The 24,712-nt window shown below is 69.3% G+C and carries 25 protein-coding genes; 17 read left to right on the plus strand and 8 right to left on the minus strand.

Annotation, left to right across the window (positions count from 1 at the left end):
• The first annotated feature begins 7 nt into the window (after positions 1–7).
• Positions 8–1,186: a cystathionine gamma-synthase gene (locus tag G6N61_RS26460; RefSeq protein WP_163923354.1), complete on the plus strand. Its 1,179-nt coding sequence runs from the start codon at positions 8–10 to the stop codon at positions 1,184–1,186.
• Here the strand turns inward: G6N61_RS26460 and G6N61_RS26465 are convergent.
• The 3 genes from G6N61_RS26465 to G6N61_RS26475 all read right to left on the minus strand — a co-directional run bounded on the left by G6N61_RS26465 (position 1,172) and on the right by G6N61_RS26475 (position 3,063).
• A complete protein-coding gene (locus G6N61_RS26465) occupies positions 1,172–1,834 on the minus strand; it encodes a GOLPH3/VPS74 family protein (protein ID WP_163923357.1) in 663 nt (220 codons plus the stop codon). The genes G6N61_RS26460 and G6N61_RS26465 overlap by 15 nt on opposite strands.
• Positions 1,835–1,907: 73 nt before the next feature.
• Positions 1,908–2,402 carry a transcription elongation factor GreA gene (gene greA / locus G6N61_RS26470; RefSeq protein ID WP_163923360.1) on the minus strand — a complete coding sequence of 165 codons (495 nt, stop codon included), beginning with the start codon at positions 2,400–2,402 and terminating at the stop codon, positions 1,908–1,910.
• Positions 2,403–2,640: 238 nt separating this feature from the next.
• A complete protein-coding gene (locus G6N61_RS26475; protein ID WP_163923363.1) occupies positions 2,641–3,063 on the minus strand; it encodes a DUF4307 domain-containing protein in 423 nt (140 codons plus the stop codon).
• A 139-nt stretch (positions 3,064–3,202) separates the two neighbouring features.
• On the opposite strand from G6N61_RS26475, the gene mca reads away from it, so the two are divergent.
• The 4 genes from mca to G6N61_RS26495 are packed head-to-tail and all read left to right on the plus strand — an operon-like array spanning position 3,203 to position 6,686.
• The gene (gene mca / locus G6N61_RS26480; RefSeq protein ID WP_163923366.1) at positions 3,203–4,069 is read left to right on the plus strand and encodes a mycothiol conjugate amidase Mca; all 867 of its coding nucleotides are present in this window, start codon (positions 3,203–3,205) and stop codon (positions 4,067–4,069) included.
• 14 nt (positions 4,070–4,083) lie between these two features.
• On the plus strand, positions 4,084–4,317 hold the full coding sequence (locus tag G6N61_RS26485; protein ID WP_276078194.1) for a hypothetical protein: 234 nt from the start codon (positions 4,084–4,086) through the stop codon (positions 4,315–4,317).
• A complete protein-coding gene (locus G6N61_RS26490) occupies positions 4,295–6,301 on the plus strand; it encodes a thioredoxin domain-containing protein (protein WP_163923372.1) in 2,007 nt (668 codons plus the stop codon). The genes G6N61_RS26485 and G6N61_RS26490 overlap by 23 nt, the downstream gene beginning before the upstream one ends.
• Positions 6,302–6,311: 10 nt before the next feature.
• The gene (locus G6N61_RS26495; protein ID WP_163923375.1) at positions 6,312–6,686 is read left to right on the plus strand and encodes a nuclear transport factor 2 family protein; all 375 of its coding nucleotides are present in this window, start codon (positions 6,312–6,314) and stop codon (positions 6,684–6,686) included.
• A gap of 7 nt (positions 6,687–6,693) precedes the next feature.
• On the opposite strand, the gene trhA is transcribed toward G6N61_RS26495, so the two are convergent.
• Positions 6,694–7,449, minus strand: a complete 756-nt coding sequence (gene trhA / locus G6N61_RS26500; protein WP_163923378.1) for a PAQR family membrane homeostasis protein TrhA — start codon at positions 7,447–7,449, stop codon at positions 6,694–6,696.
• Positions 7,450–7,519: 70 nt separating this feature from the next.
• On the opposite strand from trhA, the gene G6N61_RS26505 reads away from it, so the two are divergent.
• From G6N61_RS26505 to G6N61_RS26520, 4 genes are all read left to right on the plus strand, one after another.
• Positions 7,520–8,314 carry a (2Z,6E)-farnesyl diphosphate synthase gene (locus G6N61_RS26505; RefSeq protein ID WP_163923381.1) on the plus strand — a complete coding sequence of 265 codons (795 nt, stop codon included), beginning with the start codon at positions 7,520–7,522 and terminating at the stop codon, positions 8,312–8,314.
• Positions 8,315–8,335: 21 nt separating this feature from the next.
• On the plus strand, positions 8,336–9,691 hold the full coding sequence (locus G6N61_RS26510; protein ID WP_163923386.1) for a phosphatidylglycerol lysyltransferase domain-containing protein: 1,356 nt from the start codon (positions 8,336–8,338) through the stop codon (positions 9,689–9,691).
• Between the two features lie 126 nt (positions 9,692–9,817).
• Positions 9,818–10,225, plus strand: a complete 408-nt coding sequence (locus G6N61_RS26515) for a hypothetical protein (RefSeq protein WP_163923389.1) — start codon at positions 9,818–9,820, stop codon at positions 10,223–10,225.
• A 125-nt stretch (positions 10,226–10,350) separates the two neighbouring features.
• Positions 10,351–10,761 carry a hypothetical protein gene (locus G6N61_RS26520; RefSeq protein ID WP_163923392.1) on the plus strand — a complete coding sequence of 137 codons (411 nt, stop codon included), beginning with the start codon at positions 10,351–10,353 and terminating at the stop codon, positions 10,759–10,761.
• Between the two features lie 48 nt (positions 10,762–10,809).
• Here G6N61_RS26520 and coaA read toward each other — a convergent pair whose 3' ends face one another.
• Positions 10,810–11,748 (minus strand): type I pantothenate kinase, encoded by a 939-nt coding sequence (gene coaA / locus G6N61_RS26525; protein WP_163923395.1) that lies wholly within the window; start codon positions 11,746–11,748, stop codon positions 10,810–10,812.
• 91 nt (positions 11,749–11,839) lie between these two features.
• Here coaA and G6N61_RS26530 point away from each other — a divergent pair, with 91 nt between their 5' ends.
• The 6 genes from G6N61_RS26530 (at position 11,840) to G6N61_RS26555 (ending at position 19,363) form a co-directional block, all read left to right on the plus strand.
• A complete protein-coding gene (locus G6N61_RS26530; protein ID WP_163923398.1) occupies positions 11,840–13,042 on the plus strand; it encodes a DUF885 domain-containing protein in 1,203 nt (400 codons plus the stop codon).
• A gap of 158 nt (positions 13,043–13,200) precedes the next feature.
• Entirely contained in the window at positions 13,201–14,694 is a 1,494-nt protein-coding gene (locus G6N61_RS26535) for a glycine hydroxymethyltransferase (protein ID WP_163923401.1), read from the plus strand.
• A gap of 81 nt (positions 14,695–14,775) precedes the next feature.
• The gene (locus G6N61_RS26540; RefSeq protein WP_163923404.1) at positions 14,776–15,603 is read left to right on the plus strand and encodes an acyl-ACP desaturase; all 828 of its coding nucleotides are present in this window, start codon (positions 14,776–14,778) and stop codon (positions 15,601–15,603) included.
• Positions 15,604–15,835: 232 nt separating this feature from the next.
• Positions 15,836–17,122, plus strand: coding sequence for an RNA 5'-3' helicase PhoH2 (locus G6N61_RS26545; RefSeq protein ID WP_163925124.1), 1,287 nt, complete (start codon positions 15,836–15,838; stop codon positions 17,120–17,122).
• Between the two features lie 165 nt (positions 17,123–17,287).
• Positions 17,288–18,127, plus strand: a complete 840-nt coding sequence (locus G6N61_RS26550) for a polysaccharide deacetylase family protein (protein ID WP_163925125.1) — start codon at positions 17,288–17,290, stop codon at positions 18,125–18,127.
• 18 nt (positions 18,128–18,145) lie between these two features.
• Complete coding sequence (locus tag G6N61_RS26555) at positions 18,146–19,363, plus strand: cation:proton antiporter domain-containing protein (RefSeq protein ID WP_163923407.1); 1,218 nt, start codon at positions 18,146–18,148, stop codon at positions 19,361–19,363.
• Here the strand turns inward: G6N61_RS26555 and G6N61_RS26560 are convergent.
• Positions 19,360–20,784, minus strand: coding sequence for a class II fumarate hydratase (locus G6N61_RS26560; RefSeq protein ID WP_163923410.1), 1,425 nt, complete (start codon positions 20,782–20,784; stop codon positions 19,360–19,362). The two genes, G6N61_RS26555 and G6N61_RS26560, sit on opposite strands and share 4 nt — an antisense overlap.
• Positions 20,785–20,819: 35 nt before the next feature.
• Positions 20,820–21,860 (minus strand): class II fructose-bisphosphatase, encoded by a 1,041-nt coding sequence (gene glpX, locus G6N61_RS26565; protein WP_163923413.1) that lies wholly within the window; start codon positions 21,858–21,860, stop codon positions 20,820–20,822.
• Positions 21,861–21,915: 55 nt separating this feature from the next.
• Here glpX and G6N61_RS26570 point away from each other — a divergent pair, with 55 nt between their 5' ends.
• Positions 21,916–22,566, plus strand: coding sequence for a DUF4245 domain-containing protein (locus tag G6N61_RS26570; RefSeq protein ID WP_235887316.1), 651 nt, complete (start codon positions 21,916–21,918; stop codon positions 22,564–22,566).
• A gap of 9 nt (positions 22,567–22,575) precedes the next feature.
• Positions 22,576–23,379, plus strand: coding sequence for a dienelactone hydrolase family protein (locus tag G6N61_RS26575; RefSeq protein ID WP_163923419.1), 804 nt, complete (start codon positions 22,576–22,578; stop codon positions 23,377–23,379).
• 130 nt (positions 23,380–23,509) lie between these two features.
• Here G6N61_RS26575 and G6N61_RS26580 read toward each other — a convergent pair whose 3' ends face one another.
• A complete protein-coding gene (locus G6N61_RS26580) occupies positions 23,510–24,712 on the minus strand; it encodes an AI-2E family transporter (RefSeq protein ID WP_163923422.1) in 1,203 nt (400 codons plus the stop codon).

Raw genomic sequence — 24,712 nt, forward strand, 5'->3', positions numbered from 1 at the left:
TTCGAGGATGAGCGAGAGGCGTAGCGCAGCAGATCACTACCGGGCCTACGGTCCGGCCACCAAGGCCATTCACGCCGGTTATCGGCCCGACCCGGTCACCGGGGCGGTCAATGCGCCGATCTATGCCAGCTCCACCTTCGCCCAGGACGGGGTGGGCGGCCTGCGCGGCGGCTTCGAGTACGCGCGCACCGGCAACCCCACCCGCTCGGCCCTGGAGTCCTCGCTCGCCGCGGTCGAAGGCGGTGACTACGGCCGTGCGTTCAGCTCCGGCATGGCCGCCACCGACTGCGCGCTGCGGGCGATGCTGCGCCCGGGTGACCACGTCGTCATCCCCAACGACGCCTACGGCGGCACCTTCCGGCTCATCGACAAGGTGTTCACCCAGTGGGGCATCGAGTACACGCCCGCGGTGCAGGCCGACCTCGACGCGGTGCGCGAGGCCATCACGCCGAAGACCAAGCTGATCTGGGTCGAGACGCCGACCAACCCGATCCTCACCATCGCCGACATCGCCGGGATCTCGCAGCTGGCGTCGGCGTCGGGCATCAAGGTGTTGGTGGACAACACCTTTGCCTCGCCCGCGTTGCAGCAGCCGCTGTCGCTGGGTGCCGACGTCGTGCTGCACTCCACCACCAAGTACATCGGCGGGCACTCCGACGTCGTCGGTGGTGCGCTGGTCACGAGCGACGAGGAACTCGACGCCGCGTTCGGCTTCCTGCAGAACGGAGCGGGCGGCGTGCCCAGCCCGTTCGACGCCTACCTCACCATGCGGGGTCTGAAGACGCTGCCACTGCGGATGCAGCGGCACAGCGAGAACGGTGCCCAGGTCGCGGAGTTCCTGCAGCAGCACCAGGCCGTCGAGTCCGTCCTCTACCCGGGTCTGCCCAGCCACCCCAACCACGACGTCGCCGCACGGCAGATGTCCGGTTTCGGCGGCATGGTGTCGGTGCGTCTCAAGGGCGGGCGCGATGCCGCGCACCAGCTGTGTGCGCGGACCGAGATCTTCATCCTCGCCGAGTCCCTGGGCGGCGTGGAGTCGCTCATCGAGCATCCCGGTGCCATGACCCACGCCTCGACGGCGGGCTCGCAGCTCGAGGTGCCCGACGACCTGGTCCGACTGTCGGTCGGCATCGAGGACGTCGCCGATCTGATCGGCGACCTCGAGCAGGCGCTACAGCAGCGCTGAGCGCACCGCGGACGCGGTGACGGCGAGGTTGACCTCGGGCAGCGCGGTCGCGGACTCGTCGACCCAACTGCCGCTGGAGATTTCGCTCGCCCTGGTGTGCACCCACCGCCAGCCACGGTCGTTCAAGCTGAGCAGCGCGCCGAGTCCGTCGGCGGCGTGCAACAGCGTGACGATCGCAGCGGTGGCCGGTGTGGGCGGCGTGCGGTCGAACAACGCGGATAGCAGTGCCGCGCGGGCAGCGCCGACCCGGTGGCGGTCGAGCAGCGGCCAGGCGTACTGCTCGGCGGAGCGCTTCGGCGTCAGCTGAACCCGGCGGATCTGGCCCTGCTGCTCGAGTTGAGCCACCACCCGATCCTGGCTCGGCCCGCCCAACTTCGCCAGAGCGACCTTCGGCCGCAACGGCTTTCGCGTCAGCAGCTCGAATGCCGGTCCGGTGACGTGATCCAATGGGGCGCCGCCCGCGAGCGCCACCAGCCGGCCGGACTCCACGGCGTCGCCGGGAGCGGCGGGCCGGATGCGGCAGGCGTGCGCGAGGTCGAGCAGCACCGCGCCTGCGAGCAGCCGTTCGCGACGGTCACGCTCCAGCGCGGGTCGAGCGGCCGCATTGTCGAGCAGGAGCAGGAAGAGGTCCTCCGCGATCTGCGCCACGCAAGGGACCGTAGATCAGCGCCCCGCCCGCGGTCTAACCGCGACGGCGCCGAGGCGTGAGACCCGACCCGCCCTAGGAGTGGTAGGGCTTCGCCTCGACCAGCGTCACCTTGACGATGTTGCCGTTGGGCACGGTGTACTCGCGGGTCTCGCCCTCCTTGGCGTCGATCAGCGCGCCACCGAGCGGGGAGTTGGGGGAGTAGACCTCGAGCTTGCCGTCGCTGACGCCTTCCTGGCGCGTCGCGATCAGGAAGGTCTCCTTGTCGGACTCGTCGCCGTCGTAGTAGACGGTGACGACCGAGCCGGGCAGTGCGACGCCCGACTGCTTGGGCGCCTCGCCGACCTTGGCGTTGTTCAGCAGCTCCTGCAGCTGACGGATGCGGGCTTCCTGCTGGCCCTGCTCGTCGCGGGCTGCGTGGTAGCCGCCGTTCTCGCGCAGATCGCCCTCTTCGCGACGGTCGTTGATCTCCGCGGCGATGACGGGCCGATTGGCGATCAGCTGGTCGAGTTCCACCTTCAGGCGATCGTGGGCTTCCTGGGTCAGCCAGGTGACCTGGGTGTCAGTCATGTCGTCGCGCTCCTGTCGTCGTCGCTCGCGCTTGTCCGTATGTCGAGTTCGTGTGTGCCGCCGCGATCGCAGTCGGTCTTCCCCCGTGCGCAAATGCAGCAATACACGGCCCCAGTGCAGGAACCGTGTATCGGTCCAGTCTACCACCGCGAGGTCGACGAGCTTTCACGATTTCGCCGCCGAGCGTTCGCCCATCCGTTGCCGGAGAGCCTCCATCGTCGGCTTCGAAGAGGCGTTCCTAGGGAGCCACGAGATAGGCGGGCACGTCGCCTCCGCAGCCGTAGACGTCGCCGACGGCGGGCGGCTTGGTCGTCTTCACCAGCGTGTCGACCTGCACCGTGACCTGCGACGACGGCGGCACCAGCAGCTCGCGCCTGCCGGTCTCGCTGCCGTCGACCGAACGGGCCCGCACGATGCAGACCACCGGCTGGGACGGATCCTCGCGGGTCACGCCGACGGTGACCTCGACGGTCCGGTCGTCGATGATCCGGTAGGCGCTCAGTTCGCCCTTCACCTCGGCCGACCCGAGGCGCTGGAAGCCGATGAGCGCGATCACCACGCCGAGCGCGACAATGAGGAGGGTCATCCCGATCGCGACGCGGCGCCGGCCTCGCCGGGACAGCCGCTGACGGCCGTAGCGGTCGGCGGGACGCTCGATCATGAGAGGTTGGTTGTCCCTTGCGGAGGTCTCGAGACGGGTCTGGGTTCAGAGCAGTCGACTAGGACTGGAACTATAGGGCTACCGGATTTGTTGGAACCACCGACGACACCCGACGAACGAAGCGAGCAGGTAGGAACGAGTGAGCGAACTGCGATTGATGGCGGTGCACGCCCACCCGGACGACGAGTCCAGCAAGGGCGCCGCGACGATGGCGCGGTATGCCGACGAAGGCGCCCGCGTGCTGGTCGTGTCGCTGACCGGTGGGGAACGCGGCGACATCCTGAACCCGGCGATGGATCTCCCCGAGGTGCATGGCCGCATCCACGAGATCCGGCGCGACGAGATGGCCCGCGCGGCGGAGATCCTCGGCGTCGAGCACGCGTGGCTCGGGTTCATCGATTCGGGTCTGCCCGAGGGCGATCCACTGCCCCCACTGCCGGAGGGGTGCTTCGCGCTGGTGCCCCTCGAGGAGTCGACGGGCGCGCTGGTCAAGCTGATCCGCGAGTTCAAGCCGCACGTGATGACCACGTACGACGAGACCGGCGGCTACCCGCACCCCGATCACATCCGCTGCCACGAGGTCTCCGTCGCGGCGTACGAGGCCGCGGGCGACTATCGGCTGTTCCCGGACGCCGGGGAGCCGTGGAACGTGAGCAAGCTGTACTACAACCACGGATTCCTCCGTCAGCGCATGCAGGTACTCCAGGACGAGTTCACCAAGCACGGCCAAGAGGGACCGTTCGGCAAGTGGCTGGAGAGCTGGAAGTCCGACGACGACCTGATGTCGCGTCGGGTCACCACGCGGATCGAGTGCTCGAAGTACTTCGAGGTGCGTGATCAGGCGCTGCTCGCCCACGCGACGCAGATCGACCCCAAGAGCTTCTTCTTCACCACCCCGATGGAGTGGCAGCAGCGGCTGTGGCCCACCGAGGAGTACGAGCTGGCCCGCTCGCGTGTGCCGGTGACGCTGCCCGAGGACGACCTGTTCGCCGGTGTGGAGCCGTGACCGACTCGCTGCTGATGATTGCCGGGCTGCTCGCGGAGGAAGCCCCTCGCGAGACGGGTCCGGACTTCGGCAAGGCCAGCCCGTTCGGGCTGGTCATCGTCGTCATCCTGCTCATCGGCACGTTCCTGCTGGTGTGGTCGATGAACCGGCACCTCAAACGGCTGCCGGAGTCGTTCGACCCCGAGCATCCCGAGCCCGATCAGGCGGTCGACGACGGCACGACCGATGCGCCCGACGTCAGGAGCTAACCAACTGGGTGCGGCCACCAGTCCGTACCTGCGCCAGCACGCCGACAACCCGGTGCACTGGGTCGAGTGGTCGGCCGAGGCGTTGGCCGAGGCCGCCGCACGCGACGTCCCGATCCTGCTCTCGATCGGCTACGCGGCCTGCCACTGGTGCCACGTCATGGCGCACGAGTCCTTCGCCGACGCCGACGTCGCCGCGGCGATGAACGCCGGTTTCGTCTGCATCAAGGTCGACCGCGAGGAACGCCCGGACCTCGACGCCGTCTACATGAACGCCACCGTCGCGATGAGCGGCCAGGGCGGCTGGCCCATGACCTGCTTCCTCACCCCCGACGGCCGGCCGTTCTTCTGCGGCACGTACTACCCCAGGGATGGTTTCCTCCAGCTGCTCGCCGCGGTCGACGAGACCTGGCGCACCCGTCGAGCCGAGGTCGAGCAGGCGTCCGACGAGATCGCGGGCGAGCTGCGATCGATGGCGGCCGGCCTGCCCGGGGGCGGGCCCACGCTGACGCCCGACCTCTGCGACGGCGCGGTGGCAGCGGTACTGCGCGACGAGGACGTCGCCCGCGGCGGTTTCGGTCGCGCACCGAAGTTCCCGCCCTCGGCACTGCTCGAAGCCCTACTGCGCCACCACGAACGCACCGGCGCGGCGGAGTCGCTCGCCACCGCCGAGCGGACGTTCCACGCGATGGCCCGCGGGGGTGTGTACGACCAACTGGCAGGCGGGTTCGCCCGCTACAGCGTCGACCCGTCGTGGGTGGTGCCGCACTTCGAGAAGATGCTCTACGACAACGCGCTGCTGCTGCGGGCCTACGCGCACTGGGCGCGCCGGACCGCAGACCCGTTCGCGCGCAGAATGACTCGGGAGACCGCGCGGTTCATCGTCGACGACCTCGGTGCCGGCGGGATGTTCACGTCGTCACTGGACGCCGACACCGACGGCGTCGAGGGCCTGACGTACGTGTGGATGCCCACCGAGCTGGACGAGGCGCTCGGACCCGACGACGGCCGGTGGGCCGCCGACGTGTTCGGCGTGACCGACGCCGGCACGTTCGAGCACGGGACGTCGGTGCTGCGCCTGACGGCCGACCCGCAGGACGTCGAGCGCTTCGACCGCGTTCGCGCGCGGCTGTCCGAGGTGCGCGCGAGCCGACCGCAACCGGGGCGCGACGACAAGGTGGTCACGTCGTGGAACGGGTTCGCGATCACGGCGCTCACCGAGGCGTCCGTCGCCCTCGGCGAGCCCGAATTCCTCGATGCTGCAACGACATGTGCCCGCGAAATCGTCGACCTGCACGTCGTCGACGGGCGGCTGCGCCGCGCGAGCCTCGGCGGTCGGGTGGGGGACAGCGCCGCGATCCTGGAGGATCACGCCGCACTGGCAACCGGTCTGCTGACGCTGCATCAGGTCACTGCAGACATGCACTGGCTCGGGGTCGCGACCGACCTCCTCGACGCCGCGCTGGAGCACTTCGCCGACGCGGACGCCGAGGGCCGCTGGTTCGACACCGCCGACGACGCCGAGGCGCTGCTGGTGCGACCGGCCGACCCGATCGACGGTGCGACGCCGTCGGGCGCCGCGCTGGTCACCGAGGGGTTGCAACTGGCCGCGCACCTCGCACCCGCCCCGCGGGCCGACCGCTACGCCGCCGCGGCGGCCGCATCGTTGAGCGCCGCCACGCCGATCCTGGCCAAGGCGCCGCGCTCGGGTGGGCACTGGCTCGCAGTCGCCGAGGCGCAGCTGCGCGGGCCGATCCAGATCGCCGTGGCATGCGACCCCGCCGACTCCGAGCTGCTCAGCGCTGCACGGGCTCTCGCTCCCGGCGGCGCGGTGGTGGTCGGCGGTGCGGTGGACTCGTCGGAACTGCTGATCGGACGCGACAGGGTGGGCGGGCGCGACGCCGCCTACGTATGCCGCGGGCGGACCTGCGACCTACCGGTCACCACGGCCGGGGATCTCGCCGCGGCGTTCACCGCCGCCGTGTAGCGTGCCGCTCATGTCGAGCGCGGAGCTGAACACGCAGACCGTCCACCGGTACCTCGAGGCGGTCGAGAAGGGTGCGACCGACGACATCGCCAACCTGTACGCCAGCGACGCCACCGTCGAGGATCCGGTCGGCGGCGAGGTGCACATCGGCAGGCAGGCCATCCACGGCTTCTACGCGAACATCACGGGCGCGCAGTGCCACGCCGAGATGGTGACGTTGCGGGCGCTCGGTCACGAGGCGGCGTTCTTCTGGCGGTTGACGGTGAAGTTCGGCGAGTCCGGCGGCATGCGCATCGAGATCATCAGCGTCATGACGTTCGACGACGAGGCGAAGATCACGTCGATGAAGGCCTACTGGTCCCAGGACGACGTCACGCAGCTGTAGCGGTCGGCTAGAAGACGGCAAACCACATCGCGATGTAGTGGCAGATCGCCGCAACGGCAGTGCACGCGTGGAAGAACTCGTGGTGCCCGAACGTCGTCGGCCAGGGGTTCGGCCACTTCAGCCCGTAGAGCACGCCACCGATGCTGTAGAGCGCGCCGCCCACGATCAGCAGCACAACGGCCGCGACACCGGCGCCGTCCATGATCGGGCCGATGAACCACGCCGCCACCCAGCCGAGCAGCAGGTACAGCGGAACGCCGACCCAGGCGGGCGCCGACGGCCACAGCATCTTCAGCGCCACCCCGGCCAGTGCGCCGCCCCACACGATCCAGAACAGCACCATGCCCTTCTCGGCGGGCAGGGCCAGGAGGGCGAACGGCGTGTAGCTGCCCGCGATGAAGACGAAGATCATCGAGTGGTCGGCGCGCTTCATCCACTTGCGCGCGGTCGGCGACGTCCACGTCACCCGGTGGTAGGTACCGCTGACGGCGAACATCGCGACGATCGTCAACGTGTAGATCAGGGTTGCGATGCCCGCGGTGGTCGACTCCGCCGACCACGACACCGACACCAGCGCGGCGCCGGCGATGGTCGCGACGATCGCGGAGTAGACGTGGATCCAGCCGCGGGCGCGGGGTCGCCCGATGAACTGGGCGACGCCGTCGGCGACGGCCTCGGGCAGATCCTCGGCGTACACCCGCGGTGGCGGTTGCTGAGCCTCGTCGGCGGCCTCGGCGGTGGCGTTGGTCCGTGCTGATTCCATCTACGTCACCTCCGATCGACCCGCCCCAACCGGCGTGGGGATTCGATACGCCACAGTAGTCTTGATCCCCGTGGAGATCATTCCCCCGCGTCTCAAGGAGCCGGCCTACCGGCTCTACGAGCTGCGGCTGCGCCAGGAGTTGGCCCGCGCCAGCGACGACCTGCCGCGACACATCGCCGTCCTGTGCGACGGGAACCGCCGCTGGGCCCGCGACGCCGGGCACGACGACGTCAGTTACGGCTACCGCGTGGGTGCCGCCAAGATCGCCGAGATGCTGCGGTGGTGCCAGGAGACCGGCGTCGAGATGGCCACGGTGTACCTGCTGTCGACCGAGAACCTGCAGCGCGATCCGGCCGAACTCACCGAGCTGATCGGCATCATCACCGACGTCGTCGAGCAGATCTGTGCGCCGGTCAACAAGTGGAGCGTGCGCACGGTCGGCGACCTCGAGCTGCTCGGCGGTGAGCCCGCCAAGCGGCTACGGGACGCCGTCGACTCCACCAGCAGCGCGGCCGAAGGCGTCTTCCACGTCAACGTCGCCGTCGGGTACGGCGGGCGCCAGGAGATCGTGAACGCCGTGCGCGCGCTGCTCGGCAAGGAACTGGCCAACGGCGTGACCGGCGAGGGCTTGGTCGACGCCGTCACCGTCGACGCCATCTCGGAGAACCTCTACACCTCGGGTCAGCCCGACCCCGATCTCGTCATCCGCACGTCTGGCGAGCAGCGGCTGTCCGGGTTCCTGCTGTGGCAGAGCGCGTATTCGGAGATGTGGTTCACCGACGCGCACTGGCCCGCGTTCCGCCGCGTCGACTTCCTGCGCGCGCTGCGCGATTACACGATGCGTCATCGCCGCTACGGCCGCTAACGCGCGTGCGAGACTAGGCACGTGGCTGCGATGTCCGCAGTGGTCTTCGCCTTGAGCTGGTGGCTCGGGCTGTACCTGCTGGCCCGTGGCCCGCGCAAACCCGTCCTGGCGCTCGCCGCCGTCGGCCTTACCAGCTTCGCCGCCGTGGTGGCCCTCGACGCCGTCCGGCTCGCGACCCCCGCGCACGCCGAACTGCTCGGCCGCATCGAGGGCTACCTCGTCGTCGTGCCCGGCATCGCCTGGTTCGCCGTGCTGCTGGAGTTGTCCCGACCCGGTGACACCTGGCGCAGCCGGATCGGCGAGATCCTCACCGTCGCGATCGTCGCCGCGCTGGCGCTGACCGGCGCCGCACTCGCGGGCGGAGTCGGGGGACCGCTGCGCCTCGGGCACTGGGTGATGTTTGGCGTCATCTCGCTCGCCACGCTCGGCGCGCTGGTGCGTGCCCTCACCGGTGGGCGGCGGCCCCGCTCGGTCACCGGCGTCGTGGTGGTCGCGACGCTGTTCTTCGCGCTCGGCAACGCGATCCTGGTCATCCCGCTGGGGCTGGTCCCAAGCTGGCTGGCGCTGGCGTCCACCGGGTTCGACGTGCTGTTGCTCGGCGTCGCCGTCGCGGCGTGGGACGCCTTCGACGAGGGGCAGGCGCTGCGCGCCGACATGCGGCGGTCGTTCGTGGGCACGGCCGTCGTCGCCACGTTGTTCGGCGGGCAGGCCCTCGTCGGGCTCGCGGTGACCGGTCAGCACACCGCGCTGACGGTGCTGCTGTTCACCAGCCTCGGCGTCGCGATCACGATCAACGTGCTCGCCGACCCCTTGGCCGTCGTACTCGACCGGGTGGCGTTCTCCAGCTCGCCGGACCTGCGCGCGGACCGGGATGCCCTGCGTCGCACCGAGGCCGCGCTGCCGCGTCGCTCCGACGATCCGCTCGACGACGTCGACGACGAGACGTTCGTGCGGCTGACCCGTCGCGCGCTCGGACACTACGGCGACCTGTCGAAGCTCGTCGCCAGCCCGTTGACCGCCCTGCCCGAGATCGACCGGCGGCTGGACCTGCGCGGCGCCCCGGATCAACCGCTGGAACGGGCCAACGAACTGCGGGCGCTGCTCGCCGACCGGATCGCCGCGCTCAAGCCCCGCGATGGCGGCGACTTCGGCACCACCGAACAGTGGCGGCACTACAACTCGCTGTACTTCCCCTACGTGGTCGGCGTGCGCGCCTATGCGCAGAACGCGACGGCCGCGGGCCTCGACCCGATCGCGCGGCAGGCGTGGCACTGGTTCGTCGCCGAGGTCCCGCAGCGGTCGCTGCACAACTGGCAGAACGCGGCAGCCCGCGTCATCGCCGCCGACCTCCGCGGCAAGCGCGTCACCGTCGGCTGAAAGCGGCCTTGACCTGCAGTTGGCAGTGTTTGGCAGCATCGCGCATCGATCTGGCAGCGGTCTTCGAGCAATGTTCGTGGTGTCGCTCGGACCACCGAACGGCGACCTCAACGACGAGGAGACGCCATGACCGCCATAACCACCCGACCCCTGTCCGACAGCTCGGATTCCCTGCTCCGGTTCGCGATGCGCGCCGACGCCACGCTCTGCGCAGGCGCCGGCCTGTTCGTCGCGATGGCCGCCGATCCGCTGTCCCGGTTGTCCGGTCTGACCGCGACGTCGGAGTGGATCGCCGGCGCGGCGCTGGTGCTCTACGGCGCCGCGCTCTACGTCCTCGCGGCCATGCCCAGCGTGCGTGGCGTCGGCATCGGAGTCGTGGCCGCCAACCTGGTGTTCGCGGTGGCTGCCGTGGCGGTGGTCGTCTCGGACGTCCTGCCGCTCACCGGCGCCGGCGTCGCGATGGTCGTGGCCACCGTCGCCGTCGGTCTCGGCTTCGCCTACTGCCAATACCTCGGAGTGCGCCGTCTGGCGTGACTCCTTCCGCACCGGCGCGGGGCCCGTGCCGCCCCAAGAGGTTAGGGCTCGCGGACCCCGCGCCGGTTTCACCCGTCCACCCAACACCCATCACCCACCGCAGTACCGACCGAAGGGATACGCACATGACCGCCACCACTTCTCACCCCGCCACCACCACCGCCAAGGACTCGCTGCTGCGGTTCGCACTGCGTCTGGACGCCATCGCCTCCGGCGTGATCGGCGTCGCCGGACTGGCACTGGCACCCAGGATCGCCGAGTGGTCCGGCACCACCGCCGCATTCGAGTACTCGCTGAGCGCCTTCTTCGTCGTCTACGGCGTGGCCGTGTTCGCCCTGTCGCGGATGCGCACGGTTCGCACCTGGGGCGTCCTGATCGCCATCGGCAACGTCGTCTTCACCGTTGCGGCCGTGGCGCTGGTGCTTGCCGACGTCATGCCGCTCACCACGACCGGCGTCGTGCTGACCCTCGCCAGCGGCGTCTTCACCCTCGCGATGGCCGACCTGCAGTACTTGGGCCTGCGCCGGCTGCGCTAGCGATTCGTGGAACATTTCCTGCGCTGGGCGCGGGAAATGTTCCACGAATCACAGCTTGCGCAGGCGCAGCCGGTTGATCGAGTGGTCGTGATCTTTGCGCAGCACCAACGTGGCCCGTGGCCTGGTCGGCAGGATGTTGTCGATCAGGTTGGGCCGGTTGATCGACTGCCAGATGTCGCGGGCCGCGAAGATCGCCTGCTCGTCGGTCAGCGTCGAGTAGTGATGGAAGTGCGACTGCGGGTCGGCGAACGCGCCGGCCCGCATCGCGAGAAAGCGCGACACGTACCAGTTCTCGATGTCCTCGATGCGGGCGTCGACGTAGACCGAGAAGTCGAACAGATCCGAGACCATGAGCGCAGGCCCGGTCTGCAACACGTTGAGACCCTCGAGGATGAGGATGTCCGGGTGCCGGGTCACCAGCTGCTCGCCGGGCACGATGTCGTAGAGCAGGTGCGAGTAGACCGGTGCGGACACCTGGTCGGCGCCGGACTTGACCGCCGTCACGAAGCGCATCAGCGCCCTGCGGTCGTAGCTCTCCGGGAACCCTTTGCGATGCATCAGGTTTCGGCGCAGTAGCTCGTCGTTCGGGTACAGGAATCCGTCGGTGGTGACGAGGTCGACGCGGGGGTGGTGCTCCCAGCGCGCCAGCAGGGCCTGCAGCACGCGCGCGGTGGTGGACTTGCCGACCGCGACGCTGCCTGCGACGCCGATCACGAACGGCACGGGGCGGTCCGGGTTCTGCTGCGGCTCGCCGAGGAACTCCGACGTCGAGGAGTACAGGCGCTGCCTCGCGGCGACCTGGAGGTGGATCAACCGCGCCAGCGGCAGATAGACCTCTTCGACCTCGAGCAGATCGACCTGCTCACCGAGACCGCGCAGGCCCACCAGTTCGTCCTCGGTGAGCTTCAAGGGGGTCGACATGCGTAGTGCGCGCCACTGGGTCCTGTCGAACTCGACATATGGACTCGGCTCGCTGGTCCGCGCCATGCGCCCTCCACACTCCCCGTCGCTCAGCTCGCCCCCGGGACCACATTCCCCGTCGCTCCGCTCGCCCAGTCTTGCACCTACCGTTGACGGCATGGACGCCACCACCGCCATCAACGACTACCTGAAGCTGGGCCTGAGGTTCGACCGGATCGAGGAGGGCTACGTCGACTCCTTCACCGGCGACCCGACACTGCGCGCCCAGGTGGCCGACGAACCCGCCCCCGACCCCGCCGCACTCGCCCGCGAGGCACGTCGACTGCTGACCGAGCTGCCGCACGTCGAGGGCCTCGAAGCCGAACGCCGCGACTACCTCTCGGCCCACCTGATCGCCCTGGAGTGCGCGGGCCGCAAGTTCGCGGGGGAGGAGGTCGGCTTCGTCGACGAGGTGCGCGCCTACTTCGACGTCGACATCGCCAAGGGCGACACCGACCGCTACCGCGACGCGCACCGCAAGCTCGACGAGGCGATCGGCGGCACCGGCCCGCTGGCCGACCGCATGCAGGCCCACCGGACGTCGGAGGAGATCCCGCCCGCCCGGCTCGAGGAGTGCATTCACGCGTTCTCCAGCGCGCTGCGCGACCGCGTCCGCGCGCAGTTCCCGCTGCCGGAGCGCGAGACCATCAACTACGAGGTGGTCACCGACAAGCCGTGGTCGGGGTTCAACTACTACGAGGGCGACTACCGGTCGACCGTCGCGGTGAACGCCGACCTCAAGCAGCAGATGTCGAACCTGCCGCGCCTCGTCGCCCACGAGTCCTACCCCGGGCACCACACCGAGCACTGCCGCAAGGAAGCCGGCCTGGTCGCCCGCGACGGGCAGGTCGAGCAGACGATCTTCCTGGTGAACACGCCGCAGTGCCTGATGGCCGAGGGCCTGGCCGACCTCGCGCTGCACGCCGCGGTCGGACCGGACTGGGGATCCTGGGCCACCGAGATATACGCCGACCTGGGGCTGCGCTTCGACGGCGCACGCGCCGAGGCGATCTCCGAGGCGTCCGCGGCCCTGGCCGACGTCCGGCAGGATGCGGCGCTGATGCTGCACGACGAACACCGCGACGTCGACGAGGTCGTGGCCTTCCTGCAGCGCTGGTTGCTCACCAGCGAGGAGCGGGCCAGGCAGTCGATCCGGTTCCTCGCATCGCCGCTGTGGCGCGCCTACACCAGCACCTACGTGGAGGGGTATCGCCTGCTGCGCGGCTGGCTCGACGCGCGCCCGGAGGACGAGCCGCTCGCGGTGCGCTTCGGCCGATTGCTCGACGAGCCGCTGATCCCGTCGAGTCTGCGCGCGGCCTGACGGCCGTCGTCGCCGCGAGATCTACACCAGCGTCGTCGCGAGTCGCCCCGCGGCGACCGTGGGGTAGATCTCGCGAACGCGGGGGCAGGTGTCAGTCGACCGCCCAGCGCGTCCAGGCTGATCTCTACGGCGCCCGGCTGGGGATTAGGCTGGCAGGCATGACCCTGGACTCTGGGACCTCCGTGACCTCTGCAAGCGCGACCCAGTCCGGCCTTGGCGCCGAGTACGCCGTGACCGCGAGCGCCGCCTACCGATCGGCCCTGGAGGTCATCGAGCAGGTGGAGCCGCGGATCGCCGCCGCGACCCGTCAGGAACTGGCCGATCAGCGCGATTCGCTCAAGCTGATCGCCAGCGAGAACTACGCGTCGCCGGCCGTGCTGCTGACGATGGGCACCTGGTTCTCGGACAAGTACGCCGAGGGCACCGTCGGCCACCGCTTCTACGCGGCATGCCAGAACGTCGACACCGTAGAGGCGCTGGCCGCCGAGCACGCCCGCGAATTGTTCGGCGCGCCATACGCCTACGCGCAGCCGCACTCCGGGATCGACGCCAACCTGGTGGCGTTCTGGGCCATTCTGCAGACCCGCATCGAGGCGCCCGGTCTGGCCGAACTCGGTGCCAAGAACGTCAACGACCTCACCGAGGCCGACTGGGAGGCGCTGCGCGCCAAGCTGGGCAACCAGCGGCTGATGGGCATGTCCCTGGACGCGGGCGGCCACCTCACCCACGGTTTCCGGCCCAACATCTCCGGCAAGATGTTCTACCAGCGCAGCTACGGCACCGACCCGGAAACCGGTCTGCTCGACTACTCCGCGGTCGCCGCGGCCGTTCGCGAGTTCAAGCCGCTGGTCCTGGTGGCGGGTTACTCGGCCTACCCGCGCCGGGTGAACTTCGCGAAGATGCGCGAGATCGCCGACGAGGTGGGCGCCACCTTCATGGTCGACATGGCGCACTTCGCCGGGCTGGTGGCGGGCAAGGTCTTCACCGGCGACGAGGATCCGGTGCCGCACGCCCACGTCACGACGACCACGACGCACAAGTCGCTGCGCGGTCCGCGCGGCGGCCTGGTCCTGGCCACCGAGGAGTACTCGGCGGCCGTCGACAAGGGCTGCCCGATGGTGCTCGGCGGCCCGATGGCGCACGTGATGGCGGCCAAGGCCGTGGCGCTGGCCGAGGCGCGTCAGCCCGCGTTCCGCGATTACGCCCAGAACGTCGCCGACAACGCCAAGTCCCTCGCCGATGGCTTCCTCAAGCGCGGCGCGCGGCTCGTGACCGGCGGCACCGACAACCACATCGTGCTGCTCGACGTGACGTCGTTCGGGTTGACCGGCCGCCAGGCCGAGTCGGCGCTGCTCGACGCCGGCATCGTCACCAACCGCAACTCGATCCCGAACGACCCCAACGGCGCCTGGTACTCCAGCGGCATCCGCTTCGGTACGCCTGCGCTGACGTCGCGCGGGTTCGGGGCCGACGACTTCGACCGGGTCGCCGACCTCGTCGTCGAGGTGTTGAAGAACACCGAGGTCGCCGCTGGCCCGAACGGTCCGTCGAAGGCGAAGTACGCGCTGGCCGACGGAACCGCCGCGCGGGTGCGTGCGGCGTCGGCCGAACTGCTGAACGCCAACCCCCTGTACCCGGGTCTGACGCTCTAGCCCTGCGCTGGTCAGGGGTGGCGGTGTGACACGCCGGACCCGATTTCAGAGAACGTGTGAATTCGGGTTACAGTTACTTTCATGGCACAGAAACCGGTTGCTAACGCGCTGACGCTGGAGCTCGAACCCGTCGTCGCCGAGAACATGAAGCGCCACCTCGCCACCGAGGAACTCTGGTTCGCCCACGACTTCGTCCCGTGGGACCAGGGCGAGAACTTCGCGTTCCTCGGCGGCCGGGACTGGGAGCCGTCGGACGTCACGCTGCCCAAGCACGTCACCGACGCACTCGAGATCCTGCTGATCACCAAGGACAACCTCGCCGGGTACCACCGCGAACTCGTCGAGCACTTCATCCTCGACGAGCAGTGGGGACGCTTCCTCGGTCGGTGGACCGCCGAAGAGCACCTGCACGCCGTCGCGCTGCGCAACTACCTGGTGGTCACCCGCGAGATCGACCCGTCGGCCAACGAGGACGTGCGTGTCCAGCACGTGATGAAGGGCTACCGCGCCGACACCTACAGCCAGATCGAGACGCTGGTGTTCATGGCGTTCTTCGAGCGCGAGCACGCCGTGTTCTGCCGCAACCTCGAGGCGCAGATCTCCGAGCCGGTGCTCAAGGACCTGATGGGGCGCATCGCCAAGGACGAGGAACGCCACGAGGAGTTCTTCTCGAACCTGGTGGCGCACTGCCTGACCACCAAGCGCGAGGAGACGGTGGCCGCGATCGCAGCGCGCGCAGCCGAGCTGCAGGCCGTCGGCGGCGACATCGACGCCTACCAGGACAAGGTCGCCCACGTCGCCGAGGTCGGGATCTTCGACGCCGACGCGCTGCGTGCGGCCAAGGCCGATCGCATCACCGCGTGGGGTCTCGCGGACGAGCCCGCACTTCGGGAATTCGTAACGCAGTAGTCACGTTCCGGTCACGGCGTGCCGTAGAGCGGGGTCGCCACGGCGGGAGTAGCGTCGCAAGGGATGGCTAGCGACATGCTCTGCTGTCCGGGCGGTACCCGTCGTTTCGACGAGAACGGGACCGGCCCCGGTCCTAGTACCGCGGTGTCCACCGACATGGACGTGCGGGGCTGCACGGTCCTAGGAGCGCCACGTGACTGATTGCGTCGTCGGGACCTCGAAGAGGACCTATGTGCTCGACACCTCCGTGCTGCTGTCCGATCCATGGGCATGCACGAGGTTCGCCGAGCACGAAGTCATCGTTCCCCTGGTGGTCATCAGCGAACTGGAGGCCAAACGACACCACCACGAACTGGGGTGGTTCGCCCGCGAGGCATTGCGGATGTTCGACGACCTCCGGCTCGAGCATGGCCGGCTGGATCTGCCGATACCCGTTGGCACGCAAGGCGGGACACTGCAGGTCGAGTTGAACCACAGCGATCCCCGGGTCTTGCCCGCCGGCTTCCGCACCGACACCAACGATGCGCGGATCCTGACCTGCGCGGCCAACCTCGCCGCGGAGGGCAAGCAGGTCACGCTGATCAGCAAGGACATCCCGCTGCGGGTCAAGGCCGGCGCGGTGGGCCTGCCCGCCGACGAGTACCACGCCCAGGACGTCATCACGTCGGGCTGGACCGGGATGGCCGAGGTGGACGTCGCGGGCGAGGACGTCGCAACCCTGTTCGCCGAGGGGGAGATCGACCTCGAAGAGGCGCGAAACCTGCCCTGCCACACCGGTGTTCGGCTGCTCGGCGGAAACTCCCACGCGCTCGGCAGGGTCAACGCCGAAAAGCGCGTACAGCTGGTGCGAGGCGACAGGGAGGTGTTCGGCCTCCGGGGAAGGTCGGCCGAACAGCGCGTCGCCCTCGACTTGCTGCTCGACGAGTCGGTCGGCATCGTCTCACTCGGCGGCAAGGCGGGCACCGGCAAGTCGGCGCTGGCCCTGTGCGCCGGTCTGGAGGCCGTGCTCGAGCGTCGCACCCAGCGCAAGGTCGTCGTGTTCCGGCCGCTCTACGCCGTCGGCGGCCAGGAACTGGGCTACCTGCCCGGCAGCGAGAGCGAGAAGATGGGCCCCTGGGCCCAGGCCGTCTTCGACACCCTGGAAGGGCTCGCCAGCCCTGCGGTGCTCGAAGAGGTGCAGTCCCGCGGGATGCTCGAAGTCCTTCCGCTGACCCACATCCGGGGACGGTCGCTGCACGACTCGTTCGTGATCGTCGACGAGGCACAGTCGCTGGAACGCAACGTCCTGCTGACCGTGCTCTCGCGCCTCGGCACCGGTTCGCGGGTGGTGCTCACCCACGACGTGGCCCAGCGCGACAACCTGCGCGTCGGCAGGCACGACGGCGTCGCAGCGGTGATCGAGAAGCTCAAGGGTCACCCGCTGTTCGCGCACATCACGCTCCTGCGCAGCGAGCGCTCGCCGATCGCGGCACTGGTCACCGAGATGCTGGAGGAGATCAGCCCCGGCGCCCTGCCGTGACGACCGCGTTGAGATAGCGCTCACGGCGCGTGCAACTCGCACTTTCCCACCTTGGGCGCTATCTCAACGACGGCCGGTAGGCTGCCACCCGTGCGCACGCGGCCCGACACTCCATTCGATGGTCGCTCGGACGAGCCTCGCTCCGACGCCTGGTCGTATCTGCGCATGGTGGCCGGGGTCTGCGCGGGCGTGGCGATCGTGGTCGTGGGCGGCTTCACCGGCCACGTCCGGGTGGCCAAGGCCGACGTCGTGGACTGCCGCCAGGTCAAGTGCGTGGCGCTGACGTTCGACGACGGACCGAGCCCGTACACCGACCGCCTGCTCCAGGTGCTGAACGACGACAATGCCCACGCGACGTTCTTCCTGATCGGCAACAAGGTCGCGGCCAACCCGGCGGGGGCCAAGCGCATCGCCGACGCGGGCATGGAGATCGGCAGCCACACCTGGGAACACCCGAACATGACGACCATTCCGCCTGAAGAGATCCCGGCCCAGTTCTCGCGCGCCGACGACGCGATCGAGGCGGCGACCGGCCGACGCCCCACGCTGGTGCGCACTGCCGGCGGACTCGTCGACGACCGGGTGCTCGCCGAGGCAGGCAGGCAGGGTCTCGCCGACGTCAACTGGGACGTCATTCCGTTCGACTGGGCCAACGACGCCAACACCGACGCCACCCGCGCGCTGCTGATGAGCCAGATCAGGCCGAACTCCGTCGTGCTGTTCCACGACACCTACTCCTCGACGGTCGACCTGGTCTACCAGTTTCTTCCGGTGCTGCGGGCCAACGGCTATCACGTCGTCACGGTCAGCCAGATGCTCGGCCCGCTGGCGCCGGGCACGTCGTATGGCAGCCGGGAGAACGGGCCACCGGTCAACGACCTGCGCGACTTGCCGCCGGCGGACGTGCCCGCCCTGCCGGACACGCCGTCGCCGCCGCCGATGCCCAACCTGCCCATCACCGACATTCCGAACCAGAACTCCGGCGGCCCCAACAACGGCGCCTGACGGCCGCCTGCGATCGACATGGCCACCGAGACCGCGTTCGTCCTGACTCTGCTGGTCCTCTGCTACGCCGTCGTGTCGGGCGTGGTGAAGCGTTGGTACGTGGCGCCCGCCCTGATCTTCGTGCTCGTCGGAATGGCATTGGGCCCGTTCGGCTTCGACCTGATCGAAGGCGGCCCGGACACCTCGACGTTCACGGTGCTCGCACAGCTGGCGTTGACGCTGATCCTGTTCAATCAAGCGGCCGAACTGGACCTTTCGGCAGTGCTGCGCCGCCGCGAGGTGACGTTCCGGCTGCTGGCAGTCGGCATCCCGCTGGCCATCGCGCTCGGCGTGATCACCGCGGTGCTGGTGCTGCCCGTGATGCCGCTGTGGGAGGCCGTGTGCCTGGCCGCGATCGTCGCGCCCACCGAGGTCGCGCTGATCCACGCGTTGCTCGCCGACCGCCGCATCCCCGAGCGGATCCGCCAGGCGCTGTCGACCGAGAGCGGCTTCTACGACGGCTTCGCCCTGGCCGCACTGCTGGCCGCGCTGGCGCTGGCGTCCGAGCGCACCGCCCCCCAGGCCGAACACTGGGGGTGGTTCCTGATCCGCACCGAATTGGTCTCCGCGGGGGTCGGTGTCGCCGTCGGAGTCGCGGGTGGCTGGGTGATCGGCCAGTCGCGGCGGCGCGACTGGATGGGTGACACGTGGGCCCAGCTGGCCACCGTCGCCATCGCGCTGGTCTGCTTCCAGGTGGGTGAGCACCTGCACGGCAGCGGCTTCGTCGCGGCGTTCGCGGGCGGACTGGCGTTCGCCTTCGCGAGCCGCCGGGTGGGGCACCACCCCGACATGCACGTCTCCGACGCCGCCGCACAACTGCTCGAACTCCTGGTGTTCGCGCTCTTCGGCGGATACGCCGTGATCGTCGGCTGGCGCGAAGCCAGTTGGCACGTGGTCCTGTTCGCGGTCGTCGCGCTGCTGCTCGTCCGGGTGGCCGCGGTGTCGGTGGCGCTGCTGCGCAGTGACGTGCCCATGCGCGACCGCCTGTTCATCGGGTGGTTCGGACCGCGCGGCATCAGCACCCTGGTGCTGGGTCTACTGGTCGTGGAACGGGGTGACCTGGTGCAGCAGTCGCTGATCGTTCAGGTGGTCGTCGTGACCGTCACGCTGAGCCTGGTGCTGCACAGCCTCAGCGCATGGCCGGGAATCAGGTGGTTGTTCACCACTGACAGCCCGGCCACGCGCGAGAACGTCTAGTCGCCGTCCTTCACCTTCGCCATGGCCAGCACGTCGAGGCGCTTGTCGAGTTCCTCCTCGGAGAGCTTTTCGCCGATCAGGCCGCGGTCGATGACCGTCTGCCGAATCGTCTTGCGCTCCTTGAGTGCTTCCTTGGCGACCTTCGCGGCCTCCTCGTAGCCGATCGCCGAGTTCAGCGGCGTGACGATCGACGGTGACGACTCGGCCAGCTCGCGCAGCCGGTCCTCGTTGGCGATCAGCCCGTCGATGCACTTGGTCGCGAACAGGCGGGACACGTTGGCCAGCAGCGTGAACGACTCCAGTACGTTGCGGGCCATCATCGGGATGTAGACGTTCAGCTCGAACGCGCCCGAGAGGCCGCCGACGGTGACGGCTGCGTCGTTGCCGATGACCTGCGCGGCGACCTGCGTAACCGCCTCGGGCAGAACGGGATTGACCTTGCCCGGCATGATCGAGCTACCCGGCTGCAGGTCGGGGAGCTGCAGCTCGCCCAGACCGGTCAGCGGGCCGGAGCCCATCCAGCGCACGTCGTTGGCGATCTTGGTCAGCGACGCGGCGATGGTCTTGAGCGCACCGGATGCCTCGACCAGTCCGTCACGGGCGGCCTGCGCCTCGAACGAGTCCTTGGCCGTGCGCAGTTCGCCGATACCGGTCTGCTCCACCAGGACCTCGACGACCTTGGCGCCGAACTCGTCGGGAGCGTTGAGGCCGGTGCCGACCGCGGTGCCGCCGATGGCGAGTTCACCGAGCCGCGGCAGGGTCGCCTTGACCCGCTCGATGCCCGCCTCGATCTGGCGGGCGTAGCCGCCGAACTCCTGGCCGAGAGTCACCGGGACGGCGTCCATCAGGTGGGTGCGGCCCGACTTCACGACGGTCCGCCACTGACGCGCCTTGCCCGCCAGCGACTCGTGCAGCACCTCGAGTGCGGGAATCAGATGGCGCACAGCGGCTTCGGTGGCCGCGATGTGCGTGGCGGTGGGGAAGGTGTCGTTCGACGACTGCGACATGTTGACGTGGTCGTTCGGGTGCACCGTCACGCCGTTGCGTGCCGCGATCGAGGCGATGACCTCGTTGGCGTTCATGTTCGAGCTGGTGCCCGAGCCGGTCTGGAACACGTCGATCGGGAACTGGTCGTCGTGCAGCCCGTCGGCGATCTCAGCCGCTGCGGCGACGATGGCGTCGGCCTTCTCCGGATCGAGCAGGCCGAGGTCCTTGTTCACCTGCGCGCACGCACCCTTGAGCAGGCCGAGCGCACGGATCTGGGTGCGCTCGAGGCCGCGGAACGAGATCGGGAAGTTCTCGACCGCACGCTGGGTCTGCGCCCGCCAGAGCGCGTCCTTGGGCACGCGGACCTCGCCCATCGTGTCGTGCTCGATGCGGTACTCGGTGTCGTCTGCTTTGACAGCGCTGTCGGCAGTCATGTGTTCCCTGTTCTGTATCGGAAGTGAATGTCGGATCAAGGCAAGGGGTATGCGGCGGACTTGTCGCCCGTGAAGTCGACCGCGGAGTACTCGTTGAGCTTGGCGAGGCGGTGGTAGGCCTCGATCATCCGCACGGTGCCGGACTTGGAACGCATGACGATCGACTGCGTGGTGCAGCCACCGCCGGAGTAGCGGACGCCCTGGAGCAGGTCGCCGTCGGTGACGCCGGTGGCGGAGAAGAAGACGTTCTCACCCGACACCAGGTCCTCGGTGTGCAGCACGCGGTCCAGGTCGTGGCCGGCGTCGATGGCCTTCTGGCGTTCCGCGTCGTCGGTCGGCGCGAGGACGGCCTGGATGGCGCCGCCCATGCAGCGGATCGCGGCCGCGGTGATGATGCCCTCGGGGGTGCCGCCGATGCCTGCGAGCAGGTCGGTGCCGGAGTTGGGCCGACAGGCCGAGATCGCGCCCGCGACGTCACCGTCGGAGATGAGCCGGATGCGGGCACCCGCGTCGCGGACGTCGGCGATCAGCTGCGCGTGGCGCGGGCGGTCCAGCACGCACACGGTGAGGTCGGCGACGCTGGAGTTCTTCGCCTTGGCCACCTTGCGGATGTTCTCGCCGATCGGCGCGGTGATGTCGATGACGTCGACGGCGTCCGGGCCGACGGCGATCTTGTTCATGTAGAACACCGCCGACGGGTCGAACATCGCTCCGCGCTCGGCCACCGCGAGAACCGAGATCGCGTTCGGCATGCCCTTGCTCATCAGAGTGGTGCCGTCGACCGGGTCGACCGCGAAGTCGCAGTCCGGCCCGTCGCCGTTGCCAACCTCTTCGCCGTTGTAGAGCATTGGGGCGTTGTCCTTCTCGCCCTCGCCGATGACCACGACGCCGCGCATCGACACCGAGTTCACCAACTCGCGCATCGCGTCGACGGCCGCGCCGTCGCCACCCTCCTTGTCGCCGCGCCCGACCCAGCGGCCGGCGGCCATGGCGCCCGCCTCCGTGACTCGGACCAGTTCGAGGGCGAGGTTGCGGTCGGGTGCTTCCCGGCGCGAGGCCGATGCCGAAGGCGTCATGCGCCAGATTGTCCCATTAGCCGTTCCCACTTTGGGAGCTGGGATACTGGTAAATGTGACCGTCCCGCCGATCAGCCAGCCCGCGCAGCCACCCGGCCCGAAACCGGCCAAGTCGCGGCTGCGCCAGGACGGCCGGGACATGTTCTGGTCGATGATGCCGCTGATCGTCGGCTGCATCGTGCTGGCGGGTCTGCTCGGCATGTGTTCGTTCGCGCCCAACGGTCCCGGCGAGGGCGCTCCGCCGCCGTACGACGCCCCGGCCGCGCTGCAAGCCGACGCCGACGCGCTGCGCATCCCGATCCGGCTGCCCGATCTGCCGCAGGGGTGGCAGGCCAACTCGGGCGGGCGCGCGAGCATCGAAGGTGGCCGCACCGAACCCGACGGCAAGGTCGTCCGCGCGCTGACCTCGCGGGTGGGCTACCTGGCGCCGACCGGGATGTTCATCAGCCTGACGCAGAGCAACGCCGACGAGGAGAAGCTGGTCCAGTCGATCGAGACCAGCGTGGTGCCGACCGGAACCCAGGACGTCGCAGGCGTGAACTGGATCGTCTACGAGGGCTCCGAGGACGTCCGCCCGGTGTGGACGACGACGCTTCCCGGCCCGACCGGTCCGGTTCGACTTGCGCTGACCGGCGCCGCGGGTACCGCCGAGTACCGTACGCTGGCCGAGGCGACGCAGACCCAGCCGCCACTGCCCTTCCGCTAGGAGCATGCGATGACGTCACCCGAATCGGATCTCACCGGATGGGTGGCAACCCCGTTCACCGCAGCGGGCCAGACCCACGACGTCTACCGCAAGGGTGAGGGACCGGGCGTCGTCCTGATCCCCGAGATGCCTGGGCTGCATCCCGGCGTGCTCGCGCTGGGCGATCACCTCGTCGACAACGGGTTCACCGTCGCCGCGCCGTCGCTGTTCGGCACACCCGGCGCGCCCGCGCTCGGACCGGGTGCGGTGCCCGTGCTGCTCAAGGGCTGCATCACCAAGGAGTTCGCGGCCTTCGCGACCAATGCCGACCGGCCGGTCGCGCACTACCTGCGGGCGCTGGCCCGTGACCTGAACGCCTCGACGCCGGGCAAGGGCGTCGGCGTCATCGGCCAGTGCTTCACCGGCGGCTTCGCCCTCGCCGCCGCGGTCGACGACAGCGTGCTCGCCCCGGTGATGAGCCAGCCGTCGCTGCCGTTGCCACTCACGCCGCGGCAGCGTCGCGATCCCGGGCTCTCGGAGGCCGAGCTGAAGGTCATCGAGCGCCGCGCCGCCGACGAGGGTCTCTGCGCGCTTGGGCTTCGGTTCAGCGAGGACCCGTTGTCCCCGGGTGAGCGGTTCACGACACTCAAGGCGCGCCTCGGCGACGCATTCGAGGTCATCGAGATCGATTCCGGCAAGGGCAATTCCGACGGCCTCGGCCGCATGGCCCACTCGGTGCTGACCGATCAGGTTCGCGAGGTCGATGGTCACCCGGCGTACGAGGCGCGCAAGCGGGTCGTCGCGTTCCTGACCGAGCGGCTCGCCGCGACCTAGGGCAACTCGCGAGAACTACACCAGCGTCGTGGTGGGCACCCGATCCACGACGCTGGTGTAGACGTCGCGAGGTGTGCAGGCCGCGACCCCAGCGCCGCGACCCCAGCGCCGCGACCCGAGCGACGCGACCCTAGGGTTCCGACGCGACCGAGGCCTGCTTGGCCTTCAACCGCTCCGCGCTGCGATCGGCGCCCAGCCGCGCCCGCGCCCGCAGGATCAGCGCGCGCAGCCTGCTCGGCTTCTCGGGTTCGTCGTCGTCGTCTTCGAGGATCGGGACGCCCTTGAAGACGGCGAGGTAGACGCTGATGGTCGTGACGATGACGATCATCAGCACCGGGCCGATGACGATGCCCAGGAAGCCGAACATGCCGATGCCCGCGAACACCGCGAGCAGCATGAGCGCCGAGTCCAGCCGGGCCTGGCGGGGGACCAGGATGGGGCGCAGCACGTTGTCGATGTTGGTGACCACGATGACGTGCCAGACGATGACGAAGACGCCGCCCCAGACGTTGCCGAACAGCATCATGCCGATCCCGAAAGGGATGCTGATGACGCCGCCGCCCAGCGGGATCACCGACATCGCCGTCAGCAGGATCGCGAAGATGAAGAACCCCTGGTGGAATCCGGCCAGATAGATCGACACGGCGCCGGCGAGGCCCTGTGCCAGCGCGATCACGAACTGGCCAAACACCGCGCCTCGCACCATGGCGCCCATCTTCTCCAGGTAGAGGTCGGTGACCTCCTCGCCGAGCGGGTTCAGCTTGCGGATCAACAGCTGAACGCGCTCGCGGTTGGTCAGCAGCGAGACGAACACGTAGATGAACAGGACGGCTGCGGTCAGTCCGCCCGCCAGCCCGCCCACCGCGCCCTGCAGGAAGGTCAGGGCGGACTCACCGGCATGCTGCGCGACGGTCGCGAGCCGCTCGCGGACCATGTCCGCTGTGATCTCGACGTCGGCGAGGAACGGCACCCGGTGCACGGTGTCGTTGGCCAGTGCCAGGGCCTTCTCGCCGAGCGTGGTGGGATCCGTCCGCCCGACCCACTGCGAGACGCTGCGGATCATGGTGCTGATCTGCACGACGGCGAGCAACACCAGCAGGCTGAGCGGGATGATGAGCGCGAACAGCGCCGACAGCACTGTCAGCGTCACCGACAGCCCTCGGCCCATCCGCCGGCCGAACCAGTCGAACAGCGGGTTGAACAGGTAGGCCGCGACGGCAGCGACGACCACGACCATGGAGTACGAACTGAGGAAGTACGCGCCGAAACCGACGGCGAGGACGGTCGCGATGGCCAGCGCCCGCTTCTGCGTCGCGGTGAACTCGGTCGTCAT

This window comes from Mycolicibacterium arabiense, from assembly GCF_010731815.2.
In the GTDB taxonomy this organism is placed as follows: Bacteria; Actinomycetota; Actinomycetes; order Mycobacteriales; family Mycobacteriaceae; genus Mycobacterium; species Mycobacterium arabiense.